Here is a 25,338-nt window from a genome sequence, read left to right on the forward strand (position 1 = left end):
CCCCCTGCCTCCCCTACCTTGCCTGAAGGGGGATAGAGACAATAAATTCAGCCCCTTGTCCTAAAACCGATACACACTCCAACTGCCCTCGATGCTTATTAGTCACAATCTGGTAACTAATAGATAACCCTAAACCAGTGCCTTTACCAACAGGTTTGGTGGTAAAAAAGGGTGTGAAGAGTTGCCGCCCCACATTTTCACTGATGCCAGAGCCGTTGTCAGCAATGCGGATGACGGCAAAATCGCCTTCAACAGTAGTACGAATTGTAATGATACTTGGCTCACGTGCGATATCGGCATAAGTCCGATATTTGTTAAATTCTTCTAAAGAGTCGATAGCATTTGCGATCAGGTTCATAAATACCTGATTCAGTTGCCCAGGGTAACATTCTACGGGTGGCAGGTTGCCGTACTGCTGTATTACCTGAATTCCGGGAGAATCTGGTTGGGGTTTAAGCCGATTTTGCAAAATCATCAGGGTGCTATCAATGCCCTCATGGATATCAACGGCTTTGACTTCAGCTTCATCTAGGCGGGAAAAGTTTCGTAAAGATAATACAATCTGGCGAATGCGATCGGTTCCGACTTTCATAGAAGCCAACAACTTAGGTAAGTCTTCCATCAAAAAATCTAAGTCAACCGCATCTATCTCATCCTGAACTTTAGGCGGTAAATTCTGGTTTTGCTGCTGATAAAGTTGTACTACGCTCATCAAGTCTTTGACATAATTATTAACGTAAGTAAGGTTGCCGTAGATAAAGCTGACTGGGTTATTGATTTCGTGAGCAACGCCTGCCACCAACTGCCCCAAGCTAGACATTTTTTCGCTTTGCACCATCTGAGACTGGGTGAGCTTCAATTCATCGAGGGTGTGTTCTAACTCTTTTGCTTTTTCACGCGCTTGTGTTTCTGAAATCTCTAACTCCTGGGAGTAGATGTGCAAATTTGTGTAGAGCCGAGCATTTTCTATAGAGATGGAAACTTGCGAAGTTAATAAGTTTAGTATCTCTAATCGCTCTGCGGTAAAAACTCCGGTGGTGAGGTTATTTTCCAGGTAAAGAACTCCAGTTAGCTTACCCTGATGAGCGAAAGGCAAACACAAAATTGATTTGGGTTGATTGGCAATAATATATTTGTCACTCACAAAACGCTCTGTGTGGCTAGCATCGTCTAAAACCAAATTTTCTTTTGTTCTTTCAACATAGTTAATTAGCAAAACTGGTAGTTTATGCTTTACTTGAAACAGACTCGACGATCGCACTGTCACTTCATCTCGATCAATGCTTCCTTCGGCTTCAATCACCCACTGGTTCTCCCGTTTTATAAGTAGATAACCCATTTGGGCCCCAGCATTCTCGATCGCAATCGTCATCATCTTCTCCAGCAGAGGATTTAACTCCATCTCGCTTGAGAGTGCTTGGGATGCTTTAATCGCTGTGCTGATATCTAGAGTTTGGGTTTTAACTTCAGAAATATCCTGAATCTGCTTTGTAGCTATACGCCGCTCGACTGGATCTCTAAAAATTTGGGAATATTGTTCGTCCAGTTGCCGAACTTTACCCGTAGCTTGCCACTTTAAATAGCAATAGCGGGCTTCTTTTAAATAAATTTTGGCAAAGTTTTTCCTATCCTTGGCTAAGTAAAATCGAAATGCGAGTTCGTTTGCTAAGGCTTCATTTTGTAAATAACCGTTTTCAGCAGCAGAAGCGATCGCCTTGTCATACAGTTCCATTGCCTGATAATCTTGTTTACCAATTCGAGCAATTTCAGCTTGAATCAGCAGGAACTTGTGTTGATAATTGCTTGGGCAGTGCATTGCCCATTGTTGGAATTTTTCTAAATTTGCATTTAGTTTATGCAGATAAATAACTTGAGTTGCGGTATCTAGCTCCGCATAAGCCCCTGCTAAGGCAATACTTTGGTGAAAATAGAAAACAGGATTAATAAAAATCCCTCGCGCTCCCCCAACAAATTGTTCTGCATTCTCTCCATACTCAACAGCTTTGGTATATTCTCCATACCAGTTACAGAGCGCAAGTTTATAGATGTAAACTACAAAGGCACTCAACATATCCGAAGATGCCAGTGCAAACTCTAACACTTGCCGTTCATCTGCCCAAGTTCCCACAAGTTCGTCAATCTTTTTTGCTGGCTTAGTCAGGTTAGCGATCGCTTCCATAGCCAGCAGATGGTAGTTCAACATATTTCTGTCAATCTTGCGGAGGCTAGGAATAAAATCTTCGGCTACTTCTGCGGTTTTTTCTAAAGATTCATTTCCAAATAAACATTGCCATAAAAAATTAACTGAGCAATAACCAGACCATTGATAAGAACCTGTTTCTAAACCACTATTAAATCCCTTCAATAAATAAGGTTTACTCTCGCTAATATGGTCTTTGTAGTGACAAACTAAACCGCCCCACATATTTAAAATATTTGCTTCTAATTCCTTAGTTCTTAAAACTTCATGTAAATGTAAAGATAGCTCCCCAAACTCATAACCCGAATCTACCTCACCATATTGAAACACCAAATTAAAAGCATAAAGCATATAGCCAAATACCGAAATTGGTGAGTTGCCATACTGAACTGAAAGTTGAGTTATATTCATTGATGTGATATGCAACGCTTTAGATCCTAAAAAGTAGGCAATAGGCCAAACTTCTTTTAAAATGCGTTGAGCCATTAACTTCTCTTCGTCTTGCATTGGCGGTAATTCTGCAAGACTAAAAGTTGAGCGATCGCCAATCACTTTTTTGGTTTGATTAAGTTTTTCCAACAGATATGCATCATCGGGATAAGCTGTAAACTCCAAGCCTAAAAGTTCCAAGGTGTTTAACCCAATTTTATATGCAGAGTTTAAATCATTCTCCATCCGATAACATATAATTCGATATTCATTCACTCGACACATATCAAGAGTAGTTTTAACCTGGCTGAAAGTCTGCTCAAAAATCAGCAAAGCTTCCTCATATTTTCCATTTAAAAATTCTGCTTCTCCAACTTGTAAATATAGATTAAAGGTAAGTAAATAATTATCTTGCCAGCTATTTTCAGGTAGATAGCTCATCCCTGTTTCTAGCAATTTGAGTGCAGTTACAAACGCCGAAGATGATTTTGCCCGTTGACCTGCTTTCAGATTTAATTCTGCCAGTTCATATCTTTCTGCTGGTTCCACAATCAATGAACCGCCAGCATTGAGATGATTGACGATATCAAAAAGATGTTCTTCTAACTGGGCTTTTTCAGTATTATGTAATAGTAATTTTCCAACCTTTAGGTGTACTTGTTGCTGCTGGTCAGTTGGAATTAAAGAATAGGCAGCTTGCTGAACGCGATCGTGCAAAAACTTATAGTCAACTTGTACCGCAGTATTACAGTATATTGCCAATTCCGACTGATTCAACAACTGAGGAATTTTGTAAGTATCACTCAAAGGAAGAATTAATCCTGCGTGCAAAGCTGGCCATAAATCAACTGCTGTTGCCGATGCAGATTTTTGGTTTACTACAGCTAGAATTTCTAAATTAAAACGGTTCCCAACACAAGCAGCTAATTGTAAAACTTGCTGCGTTGGTTCTGAGAGTCTTTGAATTTTATTCACCATTAAATCGACTACATTATCGGTAATGGCTTGTTCCTGAATTTTGTTAAGATCCCACTGCCAAAAACCCGAACGATAATCAAATGTCAAAAGATTATCTTGATGTAGTACTTTTAGTAACTGAGTCAAGAAAAAGGGATTCCCTTGGGTTTTTTGAAACAGCAAATCTGCTAAAGGTTCTGCTTGAGATGATTCGCAATTGAAGGTATCAATAACTAGTTGAGTAATATGAGGTGTTGCTAATGGCTTCAAAAACAACTCTTCAACGGTAGCCCCAGATGCTCGAATTGCCTCTAGCATTAATATCAGGGGATGGGTGGGACTAACTTCGTTATCTCGGTAAGCTCCAATCAGTAATAGATACCGACTTTCTGGGTCAGTCATCAAATTTTCGACCAACTTCACAGAGGCAGCATCTGCCCATTGGAGGTCATCTAAAAATAGTACTAAGGGATGGAGAGCAGCAGTAAAGGCATGGATAAATTTCTTAAACACTCGATTAAAACGGTTTTGAGACTCAGCAACGCCCAACTGCGGTACAGGCGCTTGCTGCCCAATAATCAGTTCTACTTCCGGGATGACATCAATAATAACTTGACCATTAGCTCCCAATGCTTGTAGTAATTTATTTTTCCAAACCTCAACTCTGGCTTGGCTTTCAGTTAACAGTTGTCGCATCAATTCTCGAAATGCTTGAATCAAAGAAGCATAAGGAATATCTCGCTTGAGTTGGTCAAATTTGCCACCGATAAAGTAACCTCGTTGGCGGACAATCGGTTTGTGGACTTCGTTAACTAATGTAGATTTGCCGATACCTGAATATCCTCCTACCAACACAACTTCGCTCGAACCAAGGCTAACTTTTTCAAAGGCAGCCATTAAAGCTGCCACTTCTACTTCCCGACCGTAAAGTTTTTGAGCTATTTGGAATTGATGCGAAAAATCTTGCTGGCCTAAATTAAAAAGGTCAATGCTGCCTTTTGTTTGCAGTTGTATCGCTGCTTGCTCTAGGTCAGCCTTTAAGCCGTAAGCACTCTGATAGCGGTCTTCAGCAGTTTTGCTCAGAAGTTTCATGGCGATCGCAGAGATTGCCAATGGTACATTAGGATTAATCTCGTGCGGAGCTACTGGAATTTTCGCAATGTGACAATGCACCAATTCCATTGGGTCTTGAGCATTTTGGAAGGGCAGCCGACCCGTGAGCATTTCGTAGAAAATGACACCTAATGAGTAAAAATCTGTACGATAATCTAAAGTTCGGTTGATGCGTCCGATTTGCTCTGGCGACATATAAGCCAGCGTTCCTTCTAGGAGGCTGAGGCTACTGATTTCTGGGCTTTCTTTTGACAGCAGCGAAGCGATGCTGAAGTCAATCAATTTTATTTTTTCGGTATTGGGGTTATAAAGAATGTTTTCTGGCTGAACATCCTTATGAATAATGTGATGATTATGTAACTCTCCTAAAGTTTCAGTAATTTGACCGGCGATGTTGAGAAATTTCCTAAGTTCAAAGCCTGTATTAGATATCTGAGCTTTTAAAGATTCTCCACCAAAGTCTTCTAAAACCATTGCTAGACCATTACTGTAGCCGTTATCGTAACTGATTAATTCATAAGCTCTGATGACACCTGCAATGTTCAACTTTTGGATAATTTCGTATTCGTGCTTAATCTGAGCAATCTCTTTGACAGTCGGATACTCTGCTTTGAGCAGTTTGATAACAACTGAATGCCCGTTAGCCTTGGAGTATGCTCGATAAATTACTGTGGCAGTAGCTTCATAAATTAAACTTGCAATAGTATAATCCGGGATACGAGCAATTAATTTAAGCATTATTACTTGGCTAAATGTTGTTTTATAATAGATTTTGGTAGTTAGTATAATAATTCCCGAAATTCAAGTTAAATTAACTCTTCAAATCCTAGAAATCTCCGAAAAAGAATGTAGAGACGCGAAATTTCGCGTCTCTACACAAGGCTTTGGGTCTTAACCAAGCAGTAAGTAGGTAGGCAAGATAAAACCAAACTATGTAACGAAAAGTAAAATCTCTGTATTTGGCTCGTAGTTGCGCCCTCTTGCGCTAAAGCGCAACTACGAGCCAGCGATGATTATTTGCGCCCACTTACTTATTGCATTCGGTTCTATTAAATTAAATTTCTTTATTTACGCCAATAATCAGTTCCTTTTTGCTATGTTTCAATTTTTTCCAAAGCGCCCTAATTTGCTCGTAAGCTTCTTCTGAAGACAGCTTTCCAGCAGTTTCTAGGCAAGTAATGTAACTAATTTTTTGGGCAAATTCTTGGAGGTTGGCATTAAATGCTAAGGTTTCTGGCTGGAATTTACCATAATATCTGCTACGAGGATAAAGAAAGCTATTTTTATCTTGGAAGCTAGGCTGTGTCATTAGTTTGTTGTATGTAATTTTTATTAAGAGTTTTAGACTTGATGTATTCTACGTGTAATTACACAGTAGAAAATTCAAATTCCAGAATAAGTTAATATTGTAGTTAAAAATATATTTATATGGCTACTGCAAAAAGATAGAAATAACTAAGTAAGTCTGCACGATAAAACTTATGTATGTTTAGTTTTGCAAATTGTGCGGACTTACTTAGCTGCATTCCGATTGAGTAATAAATCTCTGGCTTCTTGCTGCCAATATTTCCGAAATCCTAACTGTATTGACATCATCATGCCACTTTTGAGACTATGAATAATCGCGTCTGGTAAAATATTTGCGATCGTCGAAGACGTACCGTAGTTTATTGATTGCTTTAAAACTGCTTTGGTGTCAAGTTAAGCTGAAATCTTCTGACTGTATGAGTTTTGCCCTCACCCCCAGCCCCTCTCCCAAAAATGGGAGAGGGGAGCAAATTTTCTAGTTCCCCGAATCCCAAGTTGGGAGAGGGGATGAGGGCAACTCTGGAACGCTTTCTCTTACATGACTTCTACGTTAACTTGACACCAACAGCTTCTTGCCTGTCCTTTGTATTTCGGGGCGCTCATCTTGCCCACCCTACAAGAATCATCCCTGAATTCAGCAATGCCATATAGTTAGGACTTACGCAAAAAAGCACTGAAAGCCTTGATTTATCGTAGGGGCAATTCATGAATTGCCCCTACATTTCGTACTTGATCAGGACTTACGCACAAGGAACGGAAAATCGAACCTTATTAGGACGCAGAGGCCACGGAGGAATAAGAGTTTGAAAGTTTTTTTGCGTAAGTCCTATTGATGCGTAAGTCCTAATAGTGAAGTTCAAAACACGATAATCGCCCACATACTACCTGCTAACGCGATCGCTGCTAGGTGTTGCGGGATTAGCGATCGCACTGGTTGTTTGGCAATCTTTTGCGTTAACAATATAGTCATTAACACTGAGAAAATTATCGTTGCACCTTGCAAAAAGGCAATCACGGCGGGGTGAGCAACTAATATCGGCAATTGTTCACCACTTAAACCAAGGGTAGTAAAGGTCACGGGTAAAATCCGTCCGCCTTCGCCTAAGCCCAAACTCAGATAGTGAGCCAAGTTTCCCCCTAACACTAATGGTAGGTAGCCATAAGCAAGTTCTACAAACGATCGAGACTTACGGTTAAAGTTGAACAGTTGCAGCAAGCCATAAGCCCCAAAGGTAAAAATCGCTGGGATAATTAACACTAGCAGCGATAATCCCAAATGCTGCCAAAACTGAGTTAAATTCAGTTGTAACCGCAACCAAGATTGCAATTCTGCCAAGCGATGCAGATATATTCCACCCAATAGCAAAAACAATAATGCTACTTCATAGGTGCGGGGTACATGAGTTGTCCACAGTTCAATTCCAGGGGGACGCAAGTTGAACTCAACGGAACGATGGGGACAGGCTTTTAGGCAAGTCATGCACAGTACGCAATCTCTGTTATCTTCTAATTGCGCTGGGTGGGAATATAAAGGACATCCATTAGTTTCCATGCCTTCGCCCTTTTGCGGCCCACCTTTATAGCACTGATATGTGGTGCAACTGGCAGAACAAATACCTTGCTGGGCGCGAAGTTCCGTCATTGAGAGTTTGGCAAATAAACCATTCATCCCGCCGATGGGACAAAGATAACGACACCAAAATCGCCGCTCAAAAAGAGCAGAGAAAATCATCGCCCCAGCCGTAATTAACAGTAGCAAACAAGCGCTGAGATAGGCGGTATTTTCTAAATGCCAGAGTTCTTCCCATAAAAAAATTAGGGTGAACAAACCAAACATGAACCATCCGCCCCATTTCTCAGCTTCCTCTCTGGGCCAGCGTTTGAGTTTTCGAGGCCACAGCCAGAGGGATAACTTTTGGGTAATTTCCCCGTAAATCATGAAGGGACAAACAGAACACCACACACGTCCTAAAAAGGGAAAGAGAAAGAGGAAGAAAGGCCACCACCAAGCCCAAAATAGATTTAATACGAAATTGCGATCGCGGGTTTGCGGCCCAATAAATAATACTGCAACTATAATTGCAAAAGCCGTTGCAGTAAAACCATAGTTAATGCGATCGGGCCACCACTGACTCCGTAAAAACTGCCGCAAACGAGGATAGGCATTTAACAGATTCACCCGAAATCGTTTTTTCTTCGCTTCGGCTGGCCAGAAAATTTCTTCTGTTAATTCATTAGCACCCTCCGCTTGCACGATCGCTCTTTCTACCAGATTTTTTAATTCCTTGAGGTTCCCAGGGAAATCATAAGATTGGAGGCGACGTAAAGCTTCTGGGGTGATGTGCGGTTTCGGAACGCCTCTAGCTCGAATGTAGAGACTAGTATAATATTCAACCTGTGCCTGAACATCAGCTTTCCGCACCCGTAGCGGTGGTACTTTAATAATGTGACCAACAGAACGTTCAATTGTCGGCTGAGTTTTTTCGGAAACAATCAGAATTCTGGCTTTACTGGGACGCGCTTGGGGTGCTGCTTCTCCCGAACGACTGACGGGGGTATATGTGCCAGTTTTGAGCAGCTGCGTCACCGGAGGTAATAATTCTTCGGGCAATTCTTGGATGTTATTGAAAACTAAAGTACCTTCTCCCAACCATTCCAACAATCCTGGTTTACCGCCAGCGCGACCGAATAAATCTGCACCGCTAGTTTGCAGAATACCACAATTTACTTTAATAATTGGTTCTCGTCGTTTTGGAGAACCAAAGTGGATAAGGGCTGCTATATTGTCTTTTTCTAACCCTGGTTCTCCAAAAATATCTACTGATTTGCGGTCAGCCGCGGCTTCTCGAATTTGCTCTCGCAGCCGCACAGCATAGCGACTTGTACCGACAATTCCGCGTTGGGCTTTGGTAACTAAATATGGTCGCAAAGCTACAGAACGTTCTTGTTCATAGCCAAGTGCAGATGTAGCCTGAGCTAATTCTTGAGCCAATTGACGCGAAAAAGCCTGAGCAATTTCCGGGTATTGGGTGGCTAATTCCCGAAATTTATCACCAGGCACAACCCACAAGTGACATTCAGTTACCGTAGTAATTGTGAATGCAGTTAATTCATCTAACAGCAATTCTTTGAGTTCAATCACTGCACCGGGGAGGAATCCACAAGCTAAGGCTGGGTTGGTTTCATTGGTGCTATTGCTTTCGAGTTGACCTTCTACAAGAATATAAAGGGCTTTTGGAGAACTGCCTTCGCTAACTAAGTCAGTTTCGGCACTTACTATTTGTTCTTCAATTACTTGAGCGATCGCATTTAACACTTCAGGTGAGAGAATTCCTAAACTCGTCCGTTCTTTTAGCCATGTAATCGTTTCTGGAGATGTCATATTAATAATTTCTCCGTGTAGGCTGCTGTATAACCAGAATTATCCCTCAAAGGGTATATTAAAATATCTGTGTTCAGTTGTTGTGCATTAATACACAATGTGCAATATTTGTTCTTACTATTAAGGTGAACTACCTACACCGATTTGGAGTACCAGATAAAGTATAGGCTTTTAGCACATTTACCAATGTTTCTAGAACTTCCTTCGAGATACTATTAGTAGTAGAGTTAATTACTATCGGATTCCCTTTACGGTGATTTATCGTCGGGAAAAGTACCAGCCCGACGCGCTTAATATTTACAGCAGAATTAATATCGCGATCAACATTAAGCAATTCTTGAGGGTCAAAATATGCCACTGGAGAAATAGACTTTTGCTACTCAGGTTTTTATTTTGTCTGATCGCACCCAAACAAATATCGCCAACCCTGGAGCTACCCGTGTTTAACTGATTCATCCCGCATTTATGCAACGCCTAATTTAAATACCCGTTGGCGCTAACACCACAATGTTTCAATCCACTGGCTTGCGATACCTACAGCGAGCTACGCTAACGCTAGCGAATATGTCTTCCCAGTCGTAGAAGCTTAATAACAGAATAGCTTCATCTTAAATTGGTACAAGTGTGTTCAAATCATATCCCGTTATTCATCGCCAGCTTCAAGGTACTCCTAAGGGACTTCCAAATAAAAAAATACTCAACTACTTCTTGTGGGGTGGGCATCTTGCTCACCCCACAAGATTGGGTAATTTATTTGTTGGAAGTCCCTAAGCTGGCAATGAATAGCGAGGCATTAAAGCTTCAAGCCGTTTTTAACCTGATTGTAAAGTTTGTGAAATAAATCGCTTCACAAAATCAAGGTTTTTAGGAAGTAATTAAAAATTAGATTCAAATTATCAAACAATAGCAATTACCGCTCCTACTAAACCTACTGCCTTACTTGCTAAATCAATTAGACCCCCTATACCATCAATATTCAAATTTACACCATATTCCACAGACGAACTATAGCTACTTGATAATCCCTTCCAGGCATCAGCTAATACGGGATTATTACCAGATATATTCCAATCATCATTCCTAGAACCAGGCTCCCAGCCATGAACTCGTCCTTGATGCGGGAACACAAAAATTGAGCCACCTACGTTATCTTTAAGTGCAAAAACAAGTTCTGTGTTATAGCTAGGAACGCCACTATCATGGTAATGACCCGTAAAGTTATAATTTCCATCTGGAAACAAACTTAGGTGCGAATAGCCTCCTACTGGAATTCCATTATTAAAAGTAAGATAACCAGTATCAATTTCTATGTTTGGCAGTAAAGGATCTGGGGGTTGAGGTACTGGGGGTTGAGGTGCTGGGGGTTGAGGTGCTGTAGCTGTCGATGTAAGTGCATCTTTCGATACAAGTGTAGGTTCCAATACAAATCTATCTGTCGATGTAAGTGCAGCTTTCTGTGTAAGTGCAGCTTTCGATACAAGTGTAGGTTCCAATACAAATCTATCTGTCGATGTAAGTGCAGCTTTCTGTGTAAATGTAGCTTTCGATACAAGTGTAGGTTCCAATACAAATCTATCTGTCGATGTAAGTGCAGCTTTCTGTGTAAGTGTAGGTTTCAGTGTAAGTGCAGCTTTCGGTGTAAGTGCAGCTTTAGAGGGAAATTTACCTTTTGCAAAGCTCATTTTACAAAGTCAAAAATATATGGATAAAAATAATCTACCTAGTTATATTTATTAGCTTAAAAAGATAAATATATCTTTACAATATGCAAAAAACTATCTTAATTAAATTAAATAAAATAAGTCAATTCACTACACATAATTGTAAAGACAAGGTTAAAATCTTTTACCTTTAGTATTATGTTTGAAAAATTAAATACCCGGTGGCGATGTCTTCTCTTGTCGGAGACGCTGCGCGAACGACAACGCGAAGCGTGATCACACCACAAGGTTATTCAGTTAATACACTTTCAGTCGCAATCCCCGCACCAATCCCCATTTCTAATCCCGCTTAATCTCGCAATTCTCACAATTTTCGCAATTCCCGCAATTCAATACAAACCTACCCAATCCCTGCGATGCCTACGACGGTAAGCTACGCACCACACCAAACCCAATCCCCGCCGAGCAGGCCGCCCCCCCCACAAAAAGCATTTGTAGTGGGAATTATTCAAAAAATTTCCCACTACAATTCTTTCACTTTCATCACCCCCCCACACCCTCCAACTTTCCCGTTTCGGGAATCCCCTCAACTCACTATTTCTTTTGCAGATTTATTCCAGACCTACGCCTACGCACTTCGGTATCCCCCAAAAATTTACCTACTCTCCTGCTCTCTACCATCTCCGACGACAAAGGCACTGTGTTAGTTGATGACAAACTTGGCATCGCCTTTGAGTTTGCACAATCTACCGACAATTCGCCCTGCATCGCCATTTCGGTTTATTCACCTAGTGATCCACATGTGACAAGAGAGGATCGAGTTCAATACCTTCTGGATCATAATTGCAATCAAAAATCTTGCTAAGGACAAACAATCCTCATTAATTACCCTGCCACCGCCTCCGGTGAAGTTGTTAAGTGAGAATGCGCCTGTGATTCTGTATTAAATGTCTGGTTCTTGCAGCCATCGGGCAACCATACCCGCCAAAACTCCACCTAAAATTGGAAACACGATGAAAATCCAAAGGTCAGCCAATGCCCAATCTTGAGTAAAAATAGCTGTGGCTAGCGATCGCACCGGATTAACGCTGGCATTTGTCACCGGAATCAGGATAAGATGCGCTAAGGTAAGCCCTAAACCTATGGGGATGGGTGCAGACTGCTTAAAAGCCGGAGAAGATGTTACGCTCAAGATCAGCAGCACAAAGCCACACGTAACAATGAATTCGGCTAATGCACAAGCCCACCAGCTATAGTTACCAGGCGAGTGAATTCCCACCCCATTAGAACCAAAGTCGGCTATTGTAAACCCAGGCTTGCCCATGCAAATCAAAAATAGGATAGTAGTTCCCCAAATTCCGCCGAGAACCTGACTTCCTATATATGGCAAAACGTCTCGCAAAGAAAACTGCTTGGCTACCCAAAAACCAATTGTGACTGCGGGGTTGATGTGACATCCGCTAATAGAACCAAAAGTATAGGCAGCAGTCAACAAACTTAAGCCAAAAGCGATCGCCACCCCAGTAACTCCAACCCAAGGTACTGTACCAGAAATAACCGCAGTACCCACGCCCATCAGAACCAACCAAGCTGTACCTAGAGCTTCCGCAAAACATCGTTTTGGTAACGAGTAACGATTCATGAGATAATGCCATAACTGGCTAGACGTGATTGATATTTGTACACATTAGCCCAATCAGACTAAGATAAATACTCGCTTCTGGATTATTGCATATTAAAATCGGGGAATTAATCGGGAGAAACTATGGCAATTTATCTAGACTCTGCGATCGCATCTGAAGCTGAAGTTGTGAAACTTTGGGGATGGGTGAAAGGCATTACCACTAATCCCACCCTGTTGTCTCAAAGCGATACGCCACCAGAAACCACGCTTCAAAATTTGGTTGCCTTGACAAATGGGCCGTTATACTATCAACTTGTGGCATCTGATAAAGCCGGGATGCTAGCTGAAGGTAGAAAAGCTTTCGAGATTATTGGTTCACAAACAATTTTAAAGATTCCCGCAACACCATTAGGTTTTGAAGTGGTGGCGAGTCTATCACCAGAAATTACCTGTTCGGTGACAGCAATTTACAGTGCAGCACAGGCAGCAGTAGCACGAGAAGCAGGAGCTAAAATTGCTATAGCTTATGTAAATCGTGCTACGCGGTTGTTAGGTGATGGTATTGCTTTGGTGCGGGATATGGCTAGCGTCCTCAAAGGCAGTGATACAAAAATCTTGGCAGCTAGTATCAAATCTCCAGAAGAAGCAGCCGCCTCATTGCAAGCCGGGGCGGATCATTTGACTTTACCATTGGCAATGTTGCAGGCGATCGCAACTCACGAATTCTCACAAAAAACTGTTGAAGAATTCGCTAAAGGAGGCATCGGCTTAAGATAATTCGTAATTCCTAATACTTCGGCTACGCTCAGTATAAGTTCGTAATTCGTAATTAAATATGAGTTTGTCAGATATTCCTAATCTTTGGGTTCCTCTAGCACTTTTAGGTTTAATTGTTATAGCTGCTGTATTTTTCAGCCGCACTAGTTGATTACCAAAGCATTACAAAAGTTACGTATATTTATGTAAATCGAGTTCGGGATTTTCCCATCAATGAACAACTAGGCGACCTCTCCTCTCCTCTCCTCTCCTCGCATTAAGTATCGAGATGGAGTTCAGTGTAGAGGTTTACGAGAAGCATCAACTGGATGCAATGCTTTCTGGAGCAGGAGGTATTGTCTTTTCTTCTTCCTTAAATAATATCTGGGTAAAATTAAGGCGGAACTCACGCATTCACCCATTCAAAAGTATTTAGGTGACGCGATCGCAATTTGTAAAAAAATTCTAGCAACTGAAAAAGCCCATGCCTTAAGATATTTAGCCTACATTCCGCACCATAACTGTCACAGAGGGTTTTTTGCGGAGGATTTACTCTATTTAAATAGTAAGATAATACTTTTTCCACGTAAAATGTCAGATTTTTTACCGACTCTAGATGAGATTTAGATTCTCAATACAGCACTTGCGTCTGTTGTGATTTGTGCGGTGTCTAAAATGCTCAAAATCTAAGCCTGATAAAGGTTTTGTAATAGCGATGCCGTTCGCCCTGGTCTCCAAGAGTTGGCAGCAAGCTACGCACTGCTTGTGATAAATCCGGGATTCCACCCTGTCAACTCTCCCATAGAGTCTTCGTAAGTTGGAAAAAGGGTTAAGTGATCTTTAGTAACCCGCAACCAGTATCAATCCTATTTCCCCAGATGGCTTCAATATATAGCTTTTTTTAACTGAACATACCGAACTTGGAGGGTCTGCAACTGATAAAACCCTTTATAGATAAGGAACATAGCCTAGAAGCTAGCGCGATCGCAATATAAATAAAAACGCAGTTGAATAGTTGAAAAAAAAATTTTTCGGTGGGGTGATATGAAACTAAATACGAGTGGGTAAGTTATATCTAGAACACACAACCACATCCTACACCAGGGAAAACACTTATGAAAACCGAACTAAAAGCAAAGTTTCTCCAACACATCATCGGCAAAAAGAAGGAAAACGAAGGTTTCACACTTATTGAATTACTAGTAGTAATTATTATTATCGGTATTTTGTCTGCGATCGCACTACCTTCTTTCTTGAACCAAGCTAACAAAGGTAAGCAGTCAGAAGCTAAACAGTATACTGGTTCCATGAACCGCGCTCAACAAGCATACTTTTTGGAAAATGCTGCATTCACTAGTACAATGGATCAGTTAGGACTTGGTATTAGAACCCAAACTGAGAATTATGCCTATGCTATTAATGGCGGTAGTACTATGGTTGCCAACAATGGTATATCTCTGAAGGCGGTGCTCAAATCTTACCAGGGTGTTGTTATTAAATCAACAGTATCATCTACCAGTGAAGCAACTACTTTAGCCGTGTTATGCCAGTCTAATAGTGTTGGTGACCAAACTAGTCAAGTAGCAACTTATGGCGCTGCTGGAGCTTCATCAGGCACTCCACTGCAACCAAATTGTAACGCCAGCTATGCAGAGTTGACTTCTAAGTAAGAACTTGAGTTCTATATCTAATTGCAAGCTTTATAAAAGTGGGTAGTTTAGGCTACCCACTTTAATTTTGTTCTCAATTTTGGGAATAGTACTAGTACTATCCTGAAAATTCTTGACTATGACTTCTGTGCAAATTCCTACTAACATCACCCCATCAGAGCAGCAAGCCCAGCAATATTTTATCAAAGGTAAATATACTGAAGCTGCTAGCTGCTATGAACAAGCTATCGAAACAGAACCAGAAGTGAAATCTCACTACTGGAACTTAGGATTAATGTTGCTATTGCAGGGACAAGAAGCAGAAGCGCAAATGACTTGGCTACTGGCTATGGAAGAAGGAGAAGCGCAACTTGAGCAATGGACTGTAGAATTGATAAAGGTTCTGCAAACCGAAGCCGAACGCAGAGAGACACTGACAGATTATTCAGTTGCTTGGGCAATTCGCCAACATATACGAGAAATTTCTCCTATATATGTGAATAATCTTCTGTATTTGATTCAGCTATCTATCAAGCTAAAAACTTTTACTGGTGATGAATTAACTTCTTTAGAGGTAATTGAGTTAATTCAGTCAGAAGCAATTATAGATATTGAGTTATTGTTGCAAGTATTGGGGAGTATCATCAATGATGACCCTTTGCATCCCTCTGTTATAGAGTTTGCAGAATCTTGTCTAACCCATGTTAGTGAGCCTCAATCTTTCATTAATATTTTGCTACCAGCCGCAGTCAAAATTGCCCATTCTATGCAGCAACCTAAAGTAGCAATATCACTGGTTGAGCTATGTTTACGGCTGGAACCTGAAAATACAGAACTTCTGCGCCATCTCGCAAGTTTTTATCTAAAAGATTACAATTATTCTCAAGGAATAGAAATTGCTAAATTATGCTACTCACTTTCAAAGAATTTAACCGATCAAGTCTTTGCTAAACACCTAATACAGCGAGGATTAATGGAAGCTCCTGCTTATTGGAACGAAGCGTGTACAGTTTTCCTAGAGCAGGAATTTTTACTAAAATCTTTAATAGAAGAACAACCTATAAATCTTGAATCAGCTAGAATATTGCGTCTATTTAATGCCAACTATTATGCACCTTACTTACAAGACAATCCGCATAAAAATAGACAGATTCAGAATCAAGTGGCACAACTTTGTCAGCTTAATGTGCAAGAATATGCTACTGAAAAAGTTCAGCGATATAAAAAACGTAGTTCACATAATAGAAATAAGCAAATAAAGATTGGCTATTTATCTCATTGTTTATCTAGGCATTCGGTTGGCTGGTTAGCTAGGTGGCTAATTCAACACCATACTCGTGAACAGTTTGATATTTATGGCTATTTTATAAATTATAAACAAGTAGATGATTGGTTGCAGCAATGGTATGTCCAGCAATTTAATCAAGCTTATCTAGGGGGGATTTATAGTGATGACATTGCTGAAAAAATATACCAAGATGAAATTGATATCTTAATCGATTTGGATAGTATTACTCTAGATGTTACTTGTGAAATAATGGCGCTTAAACCTGCACCTGTGCAAGTAAGCTGGTTGGGTTGGGATGCTTCGGGAATACCAGCAGTTGATTACTTTATTGCTGATCCTTATGTTTTGCCCGAATCTGCTCAGGAGTACTATACAGAAAAAATTTGGCGGTTACCTCAAACTTATATAGCCGTGGATGGTTTTGAAATCGGTGTACCAACTTTACGACGGGACTCTCTAGATATTCCTAGTAATGCTGTAGTTTTTATGAGCGCTCAAAGAGGATTTAAGCGCCATCCTGATACAGCACTGCTGCAAATGAGAATTATTAAGGAAGTTCCTAATAGCTATTTTTTAATTAAAGGGGTAGCAGACTCTGAAGCTGTGCAGAAATTTTTTATGCAGTTAGCAGAAGAAGAGGGTGTAGAGTATTCACGTCTACGATTTTTAGACTTAGATCCTTCTGAGTCTGTCCACAGAGCAAATTTAGCCATTGCTGATATTGTATTAGATACTTATCCTTATAACGGGGCGACGACAACCTTAGAAACACTTTGGATGGGTATTCCCTTAGTAAGCAAAGTTGGACAGCAATTTGCGGCCCGAAATAGCTACACCATGATGATGAATGCTGGTATCACAGAAGGGATTGCGTGGACTGATGAAGAGTATGTAGAGTGGGGTGTGCGTTTGGGGAAAGATGAAGCTTTACGCCAGCAGGTGGCTTTGAAGTTGAAAGCATCTCGACAAACAGCACCACTGTGGAATGGTAAGCAGTTTACCCGTGAAATGGAGAAGGCTTACGAGCAAATGTGGCAAAGGTATATTGAGAAAAAATAAGTTAGTAGTGAGGACTTCAGCCCTTCTTTTAGGACTAAAGTCCTTACCCAAGGGGTTCGTTAGTCGTGAAGAGAGCTTGTGATGATTAATTTAACTAAATGCTACGTTAACCTTTATGATGACGATAGCAACAAGCAAAAATCATACCTGTTAAGTCAATGAAATGCATCTTAACAACTGCTCTTATTTTGAGCAGCACCACCCAATATTCAGCACAAGTAACAGATCAAACAAAACAACCAGTTAAAACGCTTGCTTCACCTCAACAAGCTACTTCTCGACCAGTTTTTATTTTGCCAAAAGCACCTGCTTCATTAAGTCCTATATCTGGGCGTAGAGCAGGAATGGGTAGTCGAGATAATTGCCCTGCGGTTCCAACCCCCCTCACTGCCTTAGTACCATTTCAAGAGAAACAAAAGGTTGGGGAACACAAAAACAAGTCAATTATTGGGATTGTAGAGGGACTAACCACTTTAGAACGGCCTACGTTTTGGTTTTATATCCCTTACACTAAGGATTTGTCTAACTCAAGCGCTGAATTTAGCTTACAGGATAGCGCCGAAAATGATGTTTATAGAAATGCGATCGCCCTACCTTCAAAGCCAAGTGTCATTGGTATTTCTCTCTCTAGTACTGCTGCTTCGTTAGAAGTAGATAAGACATATCGCTGGTATTTAAAAATACATTGCAATAAAGAGGCAGCAAGCATTCCTGTATATGTAGAAGGTGACATTAAAAGAGTTAATTTAGATTCTCGTGTTATGCAACAAATAGAAGCCGCAAATCAGCCTCGACAGAAGATTATAATCTATGCTCAAAAAGGGATTTGGTTTGACGCTTTAAATATGCTAGCACAAATACGCATTTCTAATTATAGAGATGCATCTCTTGAAGAAGATTGGCAAAGTTTATTGCAATCCATCAATTTGGATAATATTGCTACGATGCCTCTAATGAAATTACCAAACCGCTAATAATTTAATATCCAGTAAAGTATCTATAAGCCTAGATTTTTATAACCAATTACCAACTATAACGTAGGGCGCCCAGTACATCGGACGGTTATATTCAGGAGCTTCAAGTAATTTTAATTGAGCAAAGCGTAAAGCTTCTGCTGTTGTTTTACCACTCACTAACTGGTGGTAAAATTCCTTAATAAACAAAGCTGTGGAGTTATCGCCAATTTGCCATAGAGAAGCCAAAGTACTCCGCGCACCTGCACGCAAAGCAACTCCTGCTAATCCTAATGCAGCTCGGTTATCTCCTGCTGCTGTTTCGCAAGCACTTAAAACAAGTAATTCAACTGGCTCTGTTCGTTTTTGCTCTCTAGTTTTGAGCAAGCTATCTAATTCACTAACATTGATGCGTCTATCAGCTGCTAAGATAAAAGTGTCTTTTGCTTTAGAGCTAAATTGCCCGTGAGTTGCCAAGTGAACAACTCTAAAAGCTTGAGCGTTGATAGTTTTTGCTAAATTTGTACTGGTAAAATTTTTATCCAATAATGTAGTTGTCGATACGCCTGATTCCTGAATTAATTTCAGTTCAACCAAAACATTGGGAAGCGCTGCAAAATTTTCATTTTTGGGTGGTTGCGATAGTCCTCCAAATAGGGCATTTAATTTTTTGTGTGCTAAAGGTTTGGGGGTAAATAGTTGCAGTCCGGGGCTAATAGCTACAGAGTATTTTTGGACTAAATACTCTCTGCCATCATACAATGCAGACATCGGGACATTTCGCAGCAACCCATCTGGAATAAAGACTAAAGTATTAACTTTACTATTTTTGAGGTCTGTTTCAACTGGTTTGATTAACCAATTATAAAGCTGTTGAGAAGCTGCTTTAAATTTCTGATTAGCATCGGGTTCGACTATTGTCTCTCGTATTTTTGTAATAACTTGCTCTACTTGCTGACGGTTGACTTTAGAAGTTTTATGTATCAATGTTTGATTGGGAAGTTTGATAATAATTTCTAAATGGTTATCTAGGATAATCGGGTAGAAAATAGCAGTATTCGGGTTATCGCGGTCTACTACTTTGTCTAACACCACAAATTGGTTGTTCAAGCAAGCTTCTCGGAAAAAATTGTCGAGTTCTGCAACTTGCAAAGCTTCGATTCGCTGACGTGCTTTATCTAAATCTGGTTTTCCTTGTCCAATCTCTTGTAAAATCAACTCTACAGATTGCCGATAAAGAGGTTCTATGCGATCGCGAAAATTAAACTGCACGTCTCGATTAACTGCAACTAAATCTCTGCGAAGAGACTGAAGAGTTGTTACAGCAGCATCATAAGCAGATATGGCGGCTGGGATATTTCTCTGTGCTTTGAGCAAACGTCCTAACTGCCACTCAAGGCGATAAGCTATATCTGAAGCATCAATTTTTTCAGCCATAAATAATGCTTGTTGCGTCAAATCTTGTGCTTCTTGCAATTGTTGGTTCTGCTCGTAAACTTCTCCCAAACTGCCCAGTGCATAGGATTCGGCACGTTCATCGCCGATTATTTTGGCTTGCTGAACGCTACTTGCCAGAATATCTGCAATGTATTTTTTGTTACCAATTGTGGTCAAAGTCTGAGCAAAATTGATCCGTGCATAAATACCAGCTTGATTGGTAGGCAGATTGGGGAATTGAGATTGGATTGTGGGTATTAATGACTTTGCTTCAGTGATGCGTTCGTTTTCGACAAGCAAACTCAGCTGATTAATCAGGGCTTGAACTTTGGTAAGAGGGTTTGGTGCAATTTTGGCAGCATTTTCATAATGAGCGATCGCATCTTTAATATTACTTAACGACCTGGCAGTATTACCGAGGCTAAATTCCGTCAAACTTATTTCTAGAGGCAGTTGTAGACGTTGAGCGATTTCTAAGCTTTGTTGTAAAATTTTCTGGGATGACTCAAGTTCGCCTAATTGTTGTAAGACATTGCCAAGCGATCGCAAAGCTGTTACTTTTACAATTGACTCAGGTTGAGAAATTAATTGTTGGGATACTTCCTTCAATATATCTAAGCTCCGGCGGTAAAAACCAGCAATTCGTAGAGCTTGTGCTTGGTTAATCCGGCTGCGCGTTACTCCAGCATTGTCACCTAATTTCTTCCAGATTTGCTCTGCTTGTTGTGATGTTTTTATAGATGTATCAGTTTGTCCCTGTGCTAGTTGCAATTCGCCCTGAATATTTAGAGTTTGTGCAAGAATTTCTAATAATTCAGATTTGGGATTATTAAGATTTAACTTTTGATTTCTCTCATCCCAGCCAAGTAAATTTAAGCTATTGTCAATAGTTGCATAAGCTTCTTTCCAAGAGCCGAGTTGCTGGTATACAAGACAAAGGTTAGTCAGGGCTGCGGCTTGTGCAAGGTTATTGCTTTCTTGTTGATAGATACGGACAGCTCGTTGTAGAATAGTTACCGCTTCGGTAAAGCGTCCAGCTTGATAAAGCGCTTCTCCTTGCTCAAGAACTGACTGTGGTATTCTGGCTGGGGATTTATTGGTTTGGATGTGAAACTGGTCTAGTGAATTTGTTTTTTGTTGTTTAGCAAATGTGCTAGGGATAATATTCAGGAAAACAGCAAGGGTAAATAGGACTAGGGAAGTTACCGCAAATCTAACGACTCGCTTTGGCAGCTGAAGTTTTGCCATATTTCACACCTCCCTGAGATACAGGACAGGAAGCAGGTGTTTGCCAAGGGCTGTGGGGGTTGACTTGAGGAAGTGCTACTAGTTCTATGTTTCCATTGCGATCAACTACCCAACCAGAAGCTTCCACAATTGGAATTGTAGCAGCAATTTTAGGAGTAGTTGATGCTGTTGGTTGTGGCACAGGCGCTGTGTGTGCGAAGTTTTGTGGTTGTGTTTTCAATCTTACCCAACCTGATAGAGTACTTAAATCTTGTAATGGCTCAGTAGGACTGATAGGTAGTCCGCCGCGTCCTGTTGCGACAAATGTATTTTGGAATTGCCGAGTTCCAGGTGTGCAGGCGGTAGAAATTTGCTGCGAGACATCAACGAGATTAGTAGGGAGTTCGATTAAGCCGCGAGTGGGGTCTACATCAACTATGTTGATTTGCACATTGCCGCTTAAATCAGGAGTTGCTCCTGTGGCGGTAATATCACTTGTGTTTGTTGGCGAACGTTCTTTTCTAGACTGGATGCCAAAGATACCAGCAGCATTCTCGATTTTAACATTCCCACCACGGGAATTAGCGGAATTTGCACTAATGTGGCTATTTTCATTGGGAACGGCGATGATAAAGCCATTTTTGGCATCAATGGTAATATTGCCGCCAGGGATATCATAACCCCTGGCGTTAGTGGTAATACTGCTACCTCGATGTAATAAGAGTAGAGGCGAGTTGAGAATGATATTTCCACCTCCTCCGGTAGTGTCAGCGCTTATTTTTGCGCCGTTGTCAAGACGGATAGAGTTAGCATCTACTGTTAAATTGCCTGCTTCACTCTTACTTGTACTGCTGACAGTTATTTGCGCTCCATCTTTAAGAAGCAACTCACTATCGGCATTAATCTTAATATTACCTGCACTACCTTGCCCGCTAGTTGTAGCACGCAGTTCACTATTGTCTAAAGATACTTCCGGCGATTTGATGTTGATACTTCCACCATTCCCGAATGAATTTAGACCCACTTCACTATAAACGCGAGTGTTGTTTTTCAAGGAAACTTGATCCGTCGCTTCCAAAGTCACATTCCCAGCTTGAGCGGGATTTCCATCCTTTCCCTTTCCTTCGAGGATACTTGCAGCGACAATCACATGATTATCAAGAATAATAGAATTTGCCTTGATTGTAATATCATTTCCATTGCCAGTACTGTTTCCATTAACATCGCTACCGATAGTTGGTTTGACATTACCTGTCAATGCTGTTAAAAAAACTCTATCAGCAGTAATCGTTACGCTACCCGCATTTCCTTTCCCGTAATTTGTGGTTAACAGTTGGGCACCGTCTTTAACAGAAAGTATGCCTGTATCAATGTTGATCTTGCCACCATCACCCTTAGCGTCGCTATTTACCCAGGTAAAGGCTCCCCCCCCCTCGAAGCTCACAGCATTGGAGGCATTAATCTTAATACTACCTGCACTACCTTGCCCGCTACTTATAGCATGCAGTCCACTATCCCGACTCACTGACAATTTACCAGTTTCGATATTAATATCGCCTGCCTTACCTTTACCATTCTCTTGAATTTGGGTAATTAAAGATACGCTATTGTCTAAAGATACTTCCGGCGATTTGATGTTGATACTTCCACCATTCCCGAATGAATTTGAACCCACTTCACTAAAAACGCGAGTGTTGTTTTTCAAGGAAACTTGATCCGTCGCTTCCAAAGTCACATTCCCAGCTTGAGCGGGATTTCCATCCTTTCCCTTTCCATTGAGGATACTTGCAGCGACAATCGCCTGATTATCAAGAATAATAGAATTTGCCTTGATTGTAATGTCATTTCCATTGCCAGTACTGTTTTCAACAACATCGCTACCGATAGTTGGTTGGGTTTTGTCTGTCAATCCTGTTAAAAAAACTGTATCAGCAGTAATCGTTATGCTACCCGCATTTCCTTCACCGTAAGTTCTGGTTAACAGTTGGGCACCGCCTTTAACAGAAAGTATGCCTGTATCAATGCTGATATTGCCACCATCACCCTTAGCGCCGCTATTTACCCCGGCAAAAGCTCCCCCTCCCTCGAAGCTCACAGCATTGGAGGCATTAATCTTAATACTACCTGCACTACCTTGCCCGTTAGTTCTAGCATACAGTCCACTATCCCCACTGACTGACAATGTACCAGTTTTGATATTAATATCACCAGAACCTTCTCCACTAGCATCGGCGATCGCTTGTTGGGATAATTGAATATTCCCAAAATTTTGCACACCATCATAACCCAACGCAAAACCTTTATTAGTAGGCGTGAGACTAACTAAACCATTTCCTGCGACAGAGCCTAATTCTATCCGTCCGCCAGCAGTTTTCAGCGTTGCCCCTGTTAAACTAATATCTCCACCGACTAACGCTAAAGTTTGATCGGGTTGCACCCGCAACGCATCTTGTGTCTCAATGATCAAAGAATCAAAATCTGTTTTTCGCTGACGATTACCCTGTACTTTAATAAAACTAGAATTCGCCCCAAATTGCAAACCAACAGGCACGCTAATAGTTAATAAGGGTGCAGACTGAGGATTTTTGGCACTAAATTCAAATCCATCAGCAAATTTCATACTATTGGCAGATGTGGCAAAAAAAGAACCACCAATATCTAACCGGGCATTCTCACCAAAAATAATACCATTGGGATTAAGTAGGAATAAGTTAGCTGTGCCGTTGGCTCGGATTAAACCATCAATATTAGAGATAGACTTTCCTGTGACTCGGCTAATAATATTTTGAATGTTTGGGGCATTGTTAAAAAATGCTGTAGAGCCAGTAGTCACAGAAAAATCTTTAAAGCTGTGGAACAGATTACTTCCTGCTTGACTTCCTCCTGTGATGTTGAAGGTATTACCCTCTAATCTGACATTGGAATTATTTGGGAGAGTGCCGTCTGGTGTGATTTCGGCAACTGAGATATTTGCATATAAGGGAATGGCACTGACAATGGCAATTCCTAGACCTTGTAACCAGTGCAAACGCATAGCTCTAAAAGACATTGCATTCTCCTATAGAAAAGGAAATTTAGCTTTTCAGCCTCAATTAAGAGTAGAAGTCAGGACTTACGCATTGACAAAATAGAGAAAAAATGGATTAAAGAAAAAAGGAAAAAACAGGCGATGCCTACGGTATTTATCTCTTCAAGTAGCTCGTGATTTTATCCTCGAACATCTAAAACAGAAGATAAGCTGGAATGCACATAGTCAGTTTTATGTCAATGCGTAAGTACTATAAATATTAAGACAATAAATTTATGCACAAGAGAGGATATTACCAAATTGGCGTTACTGAATCAAGTGAATAAAATCATGTCACTGCTACCAATTAAAAATTAGAAGGGAAAGCCAGCCAAAAACGCCTGATTTTTAACAGTGAATAAAATCATGTCACTGCTACCAATTAAGAATCAGAAAGGTTAGCAAGCCGGAAACAACTCTGATTCCTAACAGTGAATAAAATCATGTCACTGCTACCAATTAAGAATCAGAAGGAAGTAAACAAGGCTTACCTTCAGTTCAAATCAAAATCTAAAACTCAGGAGAGAAACAATGTCTAACATCAACAACAACGGAGTAGATATGAACAAGAAAACATTAGCAGAATTGAGTTTGAGCGCAGTTAAAGAACTTAACGATGAGGTGGCTGCTACCTGTAGTGGTGGCGGTTTCGTAGGAGGCCCTGACCCAGATGTAATTTTATTCAAAGATCCGGGTGAGCGAGGCGGGAGCTTAGGACTCAATTCAGTGACAGGTGATGGCCTTGGCAACATCGGGCTAGATAATGAAGGCAATAATAACGGTTTTAACGATCAAACCTCATCGATTAAGATTATACGGGGTAGCTGGAATTTCTTTAGCGACTCAAATTTTAAAGGACAGTCTACTGGTGTTCTCAGACCAGGAGACTATTTTCTTGGGGCTAATAACGACAATATCACTTCCGCCTTCCGTGTAGTGTAGCAGCGTAGATTTGATTTAAGAGCAACCTTTTGAGTGATTTTCGTCTAGAGGGCAAAGCTGCCTCAGAGTATAGATTTCTGAGGCAGTGTTAACAGTTTTCAACTATCAGTTATCAGTTAACTAATATCAATAACTTTACTAGTAATTGTTCCCGGTTCGCTGATAACTGTTTACTGTTCACTGATTTTTTAAACAATGAAATACAACAGCGTACTGCAACACAGTGAAGAAGATTGTGGCGCTGCAAGCCTAGCCACAGTTGCCAAACACTACGGACGCACCTTTA

14 protein-coding genes are annotated in these 25,338 nt (G+C 40.7%); 6 read left to right on the top strand and 8 right to left on the bottom strand.

Features of this window, described 5'->3' with window-relative positions; translation table 11 throughout:
- Positions 1-13 precede the first annotated feature (13 nt).
- The 6 genes from V7K32_RS16850 to aqpZ form a co-directional block, all read right to left on the bottom strand.
- Positions 14-5,437, bottom strand: a complete 5,424-nt coding sequence (locus tag V7K32_RS16850; protein WP_334994978.1) for a trifunctional serine/threonine-protein kinase/ATP-binding protein/sensor histidine kinase — start codon at positions 5,435-5,437, stop codon at positions 14-16.
- 316 nt (positions 5,438-5,753) lie between these two features.
- Entirely contained in the window at positions 5,754-6,008 is a 255-nt protein-coding gene (locus V7K32_RS16855; protein WP_334994979.1) for a DUF7219 family protein, read from the bottom strand.
- An 855-nt stretch (positions 6,009-6,863) separates the two neighbouring features.
- Positions 6,864-9,389, bottom strand: coding sequence for a sigma 54-interacting transcriptional regulator (locus tag V7K32_RS16860; protein WP_334994980.1), 2,526 nt, complete (start codon positions 9,387-9,389; stop codon positions 6,864-6,866).
- Positions 9,390-9,519: 130 nt separating this feature from the next.
- Positions 9,520-9,747, bottom strand: coding sequence for a hypothetical protein (locus V7K32_RS16865; protein WP_334994981.1), 228 nt, complete (start codon positions 9,745-9,747; stop codon positions 9,520-9,522).
- Positions 9,748-10,285: 538 nt separating this feature from the next.
- On the bottom strand, positions 10,286-11,071 hold the full coding sequence (locus V7K32_RS16870) for a hypothetical protein (protein ID WP_334994982.1): 786 nt from the start codon (positions 11,069-11,071) through the stop codon (positions 10,286-10,288).
- Positions 11,072-11,993: 922 nt separating this feature from the next.
- Positions 11,994-12,692, bottom strand: a complete 699-nt coding sequence (gene aqpZ, locus V7K32_RS16875; protein ID WP_334994983.1) for an aquaporin Z — start codon at positions 12,690-12,692, stop codon at positions 11,994-11,996.
- Positions 12,693-12,815: 123 nt separating this feature from the next.
- Here aqpZ and V7K32_RS16880 point away from each other — a divergent pair, with 123 nt between their 5' ends.
- The 4 genes from V7K32_RS16880 (at position 12,816) to V7K32_RS16895 (ending at position 18,400) form a co-directional block, all read left to right on the top strand.
- Positions 12,816-13,451, top strand: a complete 636-nt coding sequence (locus tag V7K32_RS16880; RefSeq protein WP_334994984.1) for a transaldolase family protein — start codon at positions 12,816-12,818, stop codon at positions 13,449-13,451.
- A gap of 1,094 nt (positions 13,452-14,545) precedes the next feature.
- Positions 14,546-15,100, top strand: coding sequence for a type IV pilin-like G/H family protein (locus tag V7K32_RS16885; protein ID WP_334994985.1), 555 nt, complete (start codon positions 14,546-14,548; stop codon positions 15,098-15,100).
- Positions 15,101-15,218: 118 nt separating this feature from the next.
- Positions 15,219-17,426, top strand: a complete 2,208-nt coding sequence (locus tag V7K32_RS16890; protein WP_334994986.1) for an O-linked N-acetylglucosamine transferase, SPINDLY family protein — start codon at positions 15,219-15,221, stop codon at positions 17,424-17,426.
- A 158-nt stretch (positions 17,427-17,584) separates the two neighbouring features.
- Complete coding sequence (locus tag V7K32_RS16895; RefSeq protein ID WP_334994987.1) at positions 17,585-18,400, top strand: DUF928 domain-containing protein; 816 nt, start codon at positions 17,585-17,587, stop codon at positions 18,398-18,400.
- A gap of 39 nt (positions 18,401-18,439) precedes the next feature.
- Here the strand turns inward: V7K32_RS16895 and V7K32_RS16900 are convergent, their stop codons facing one another.
- Together V7K32_RS16900 and V7K32_RS16905 are read right to left on the bottom strand one after the other, a co-directional pair.
- A complete protein-coding gene (locus V7K32_RS16900; protein WP_334994988.1) occupies positions 18,440-21,064 on the bottom strand; it encodes a CHAT domain-containing protein in 2,625 nt (874 codons plus the stop codon).
- The gene (locus V7K32_RS16905; RefSeq protein WP_334994989.1) at positions 21,030-24,092 is read right to left on the bottom strand and encodes an S-layer family protein; all 3,063 of its coding nucleotides are present in this window, start codon (positions 24,090-24,092) and stop codon (positions 21,030-21,032) included. Before V7K32_RS16905 ends, V7K32_RS16900 begins: the two co-directional genes overlap by 35 nt.
- 549 nt (positions 24,093-24,641) lie before the next feature.
- On the opposite strand from V7K32_RS16905, the gene V7K32_RS16910 reads away from it, so the two are divergent.
- Together V7K32_RS16910 and V7K32_RS28810 are read left to right on the top strand one after the other, a co-directional pair.
- Positions 24,642-25,052, top strand: coding sequence for a beta/gamma crystallin-related protein (locus V7K32_RS16910; protein WP_334994990.1), 411 nt, complete (start codon positions 24,642-24,644; stop codon positions 25,050-25,052).
- Between the two features lie 195 nt (positions 25,053-25,247).
- A partial coding sequence (locus V7K32_RS28810) for a cysteine peptidase family C39 domain-containing protein (RefSeq protein ID WP_442938759.1) occupies positions 25,248-25,338 on the top strand: 91 nt, incomplete at its 3' end.

The sequence above is a fragment of the Nostoc sp. genome (genome assembly GCF_036917635.1).
Taxonomy (GTDB): Bacteria; Cyanobacteriota; Cyanobacteriia; order Cyanobacteriales; family Nostocaceae; genus Nostoc.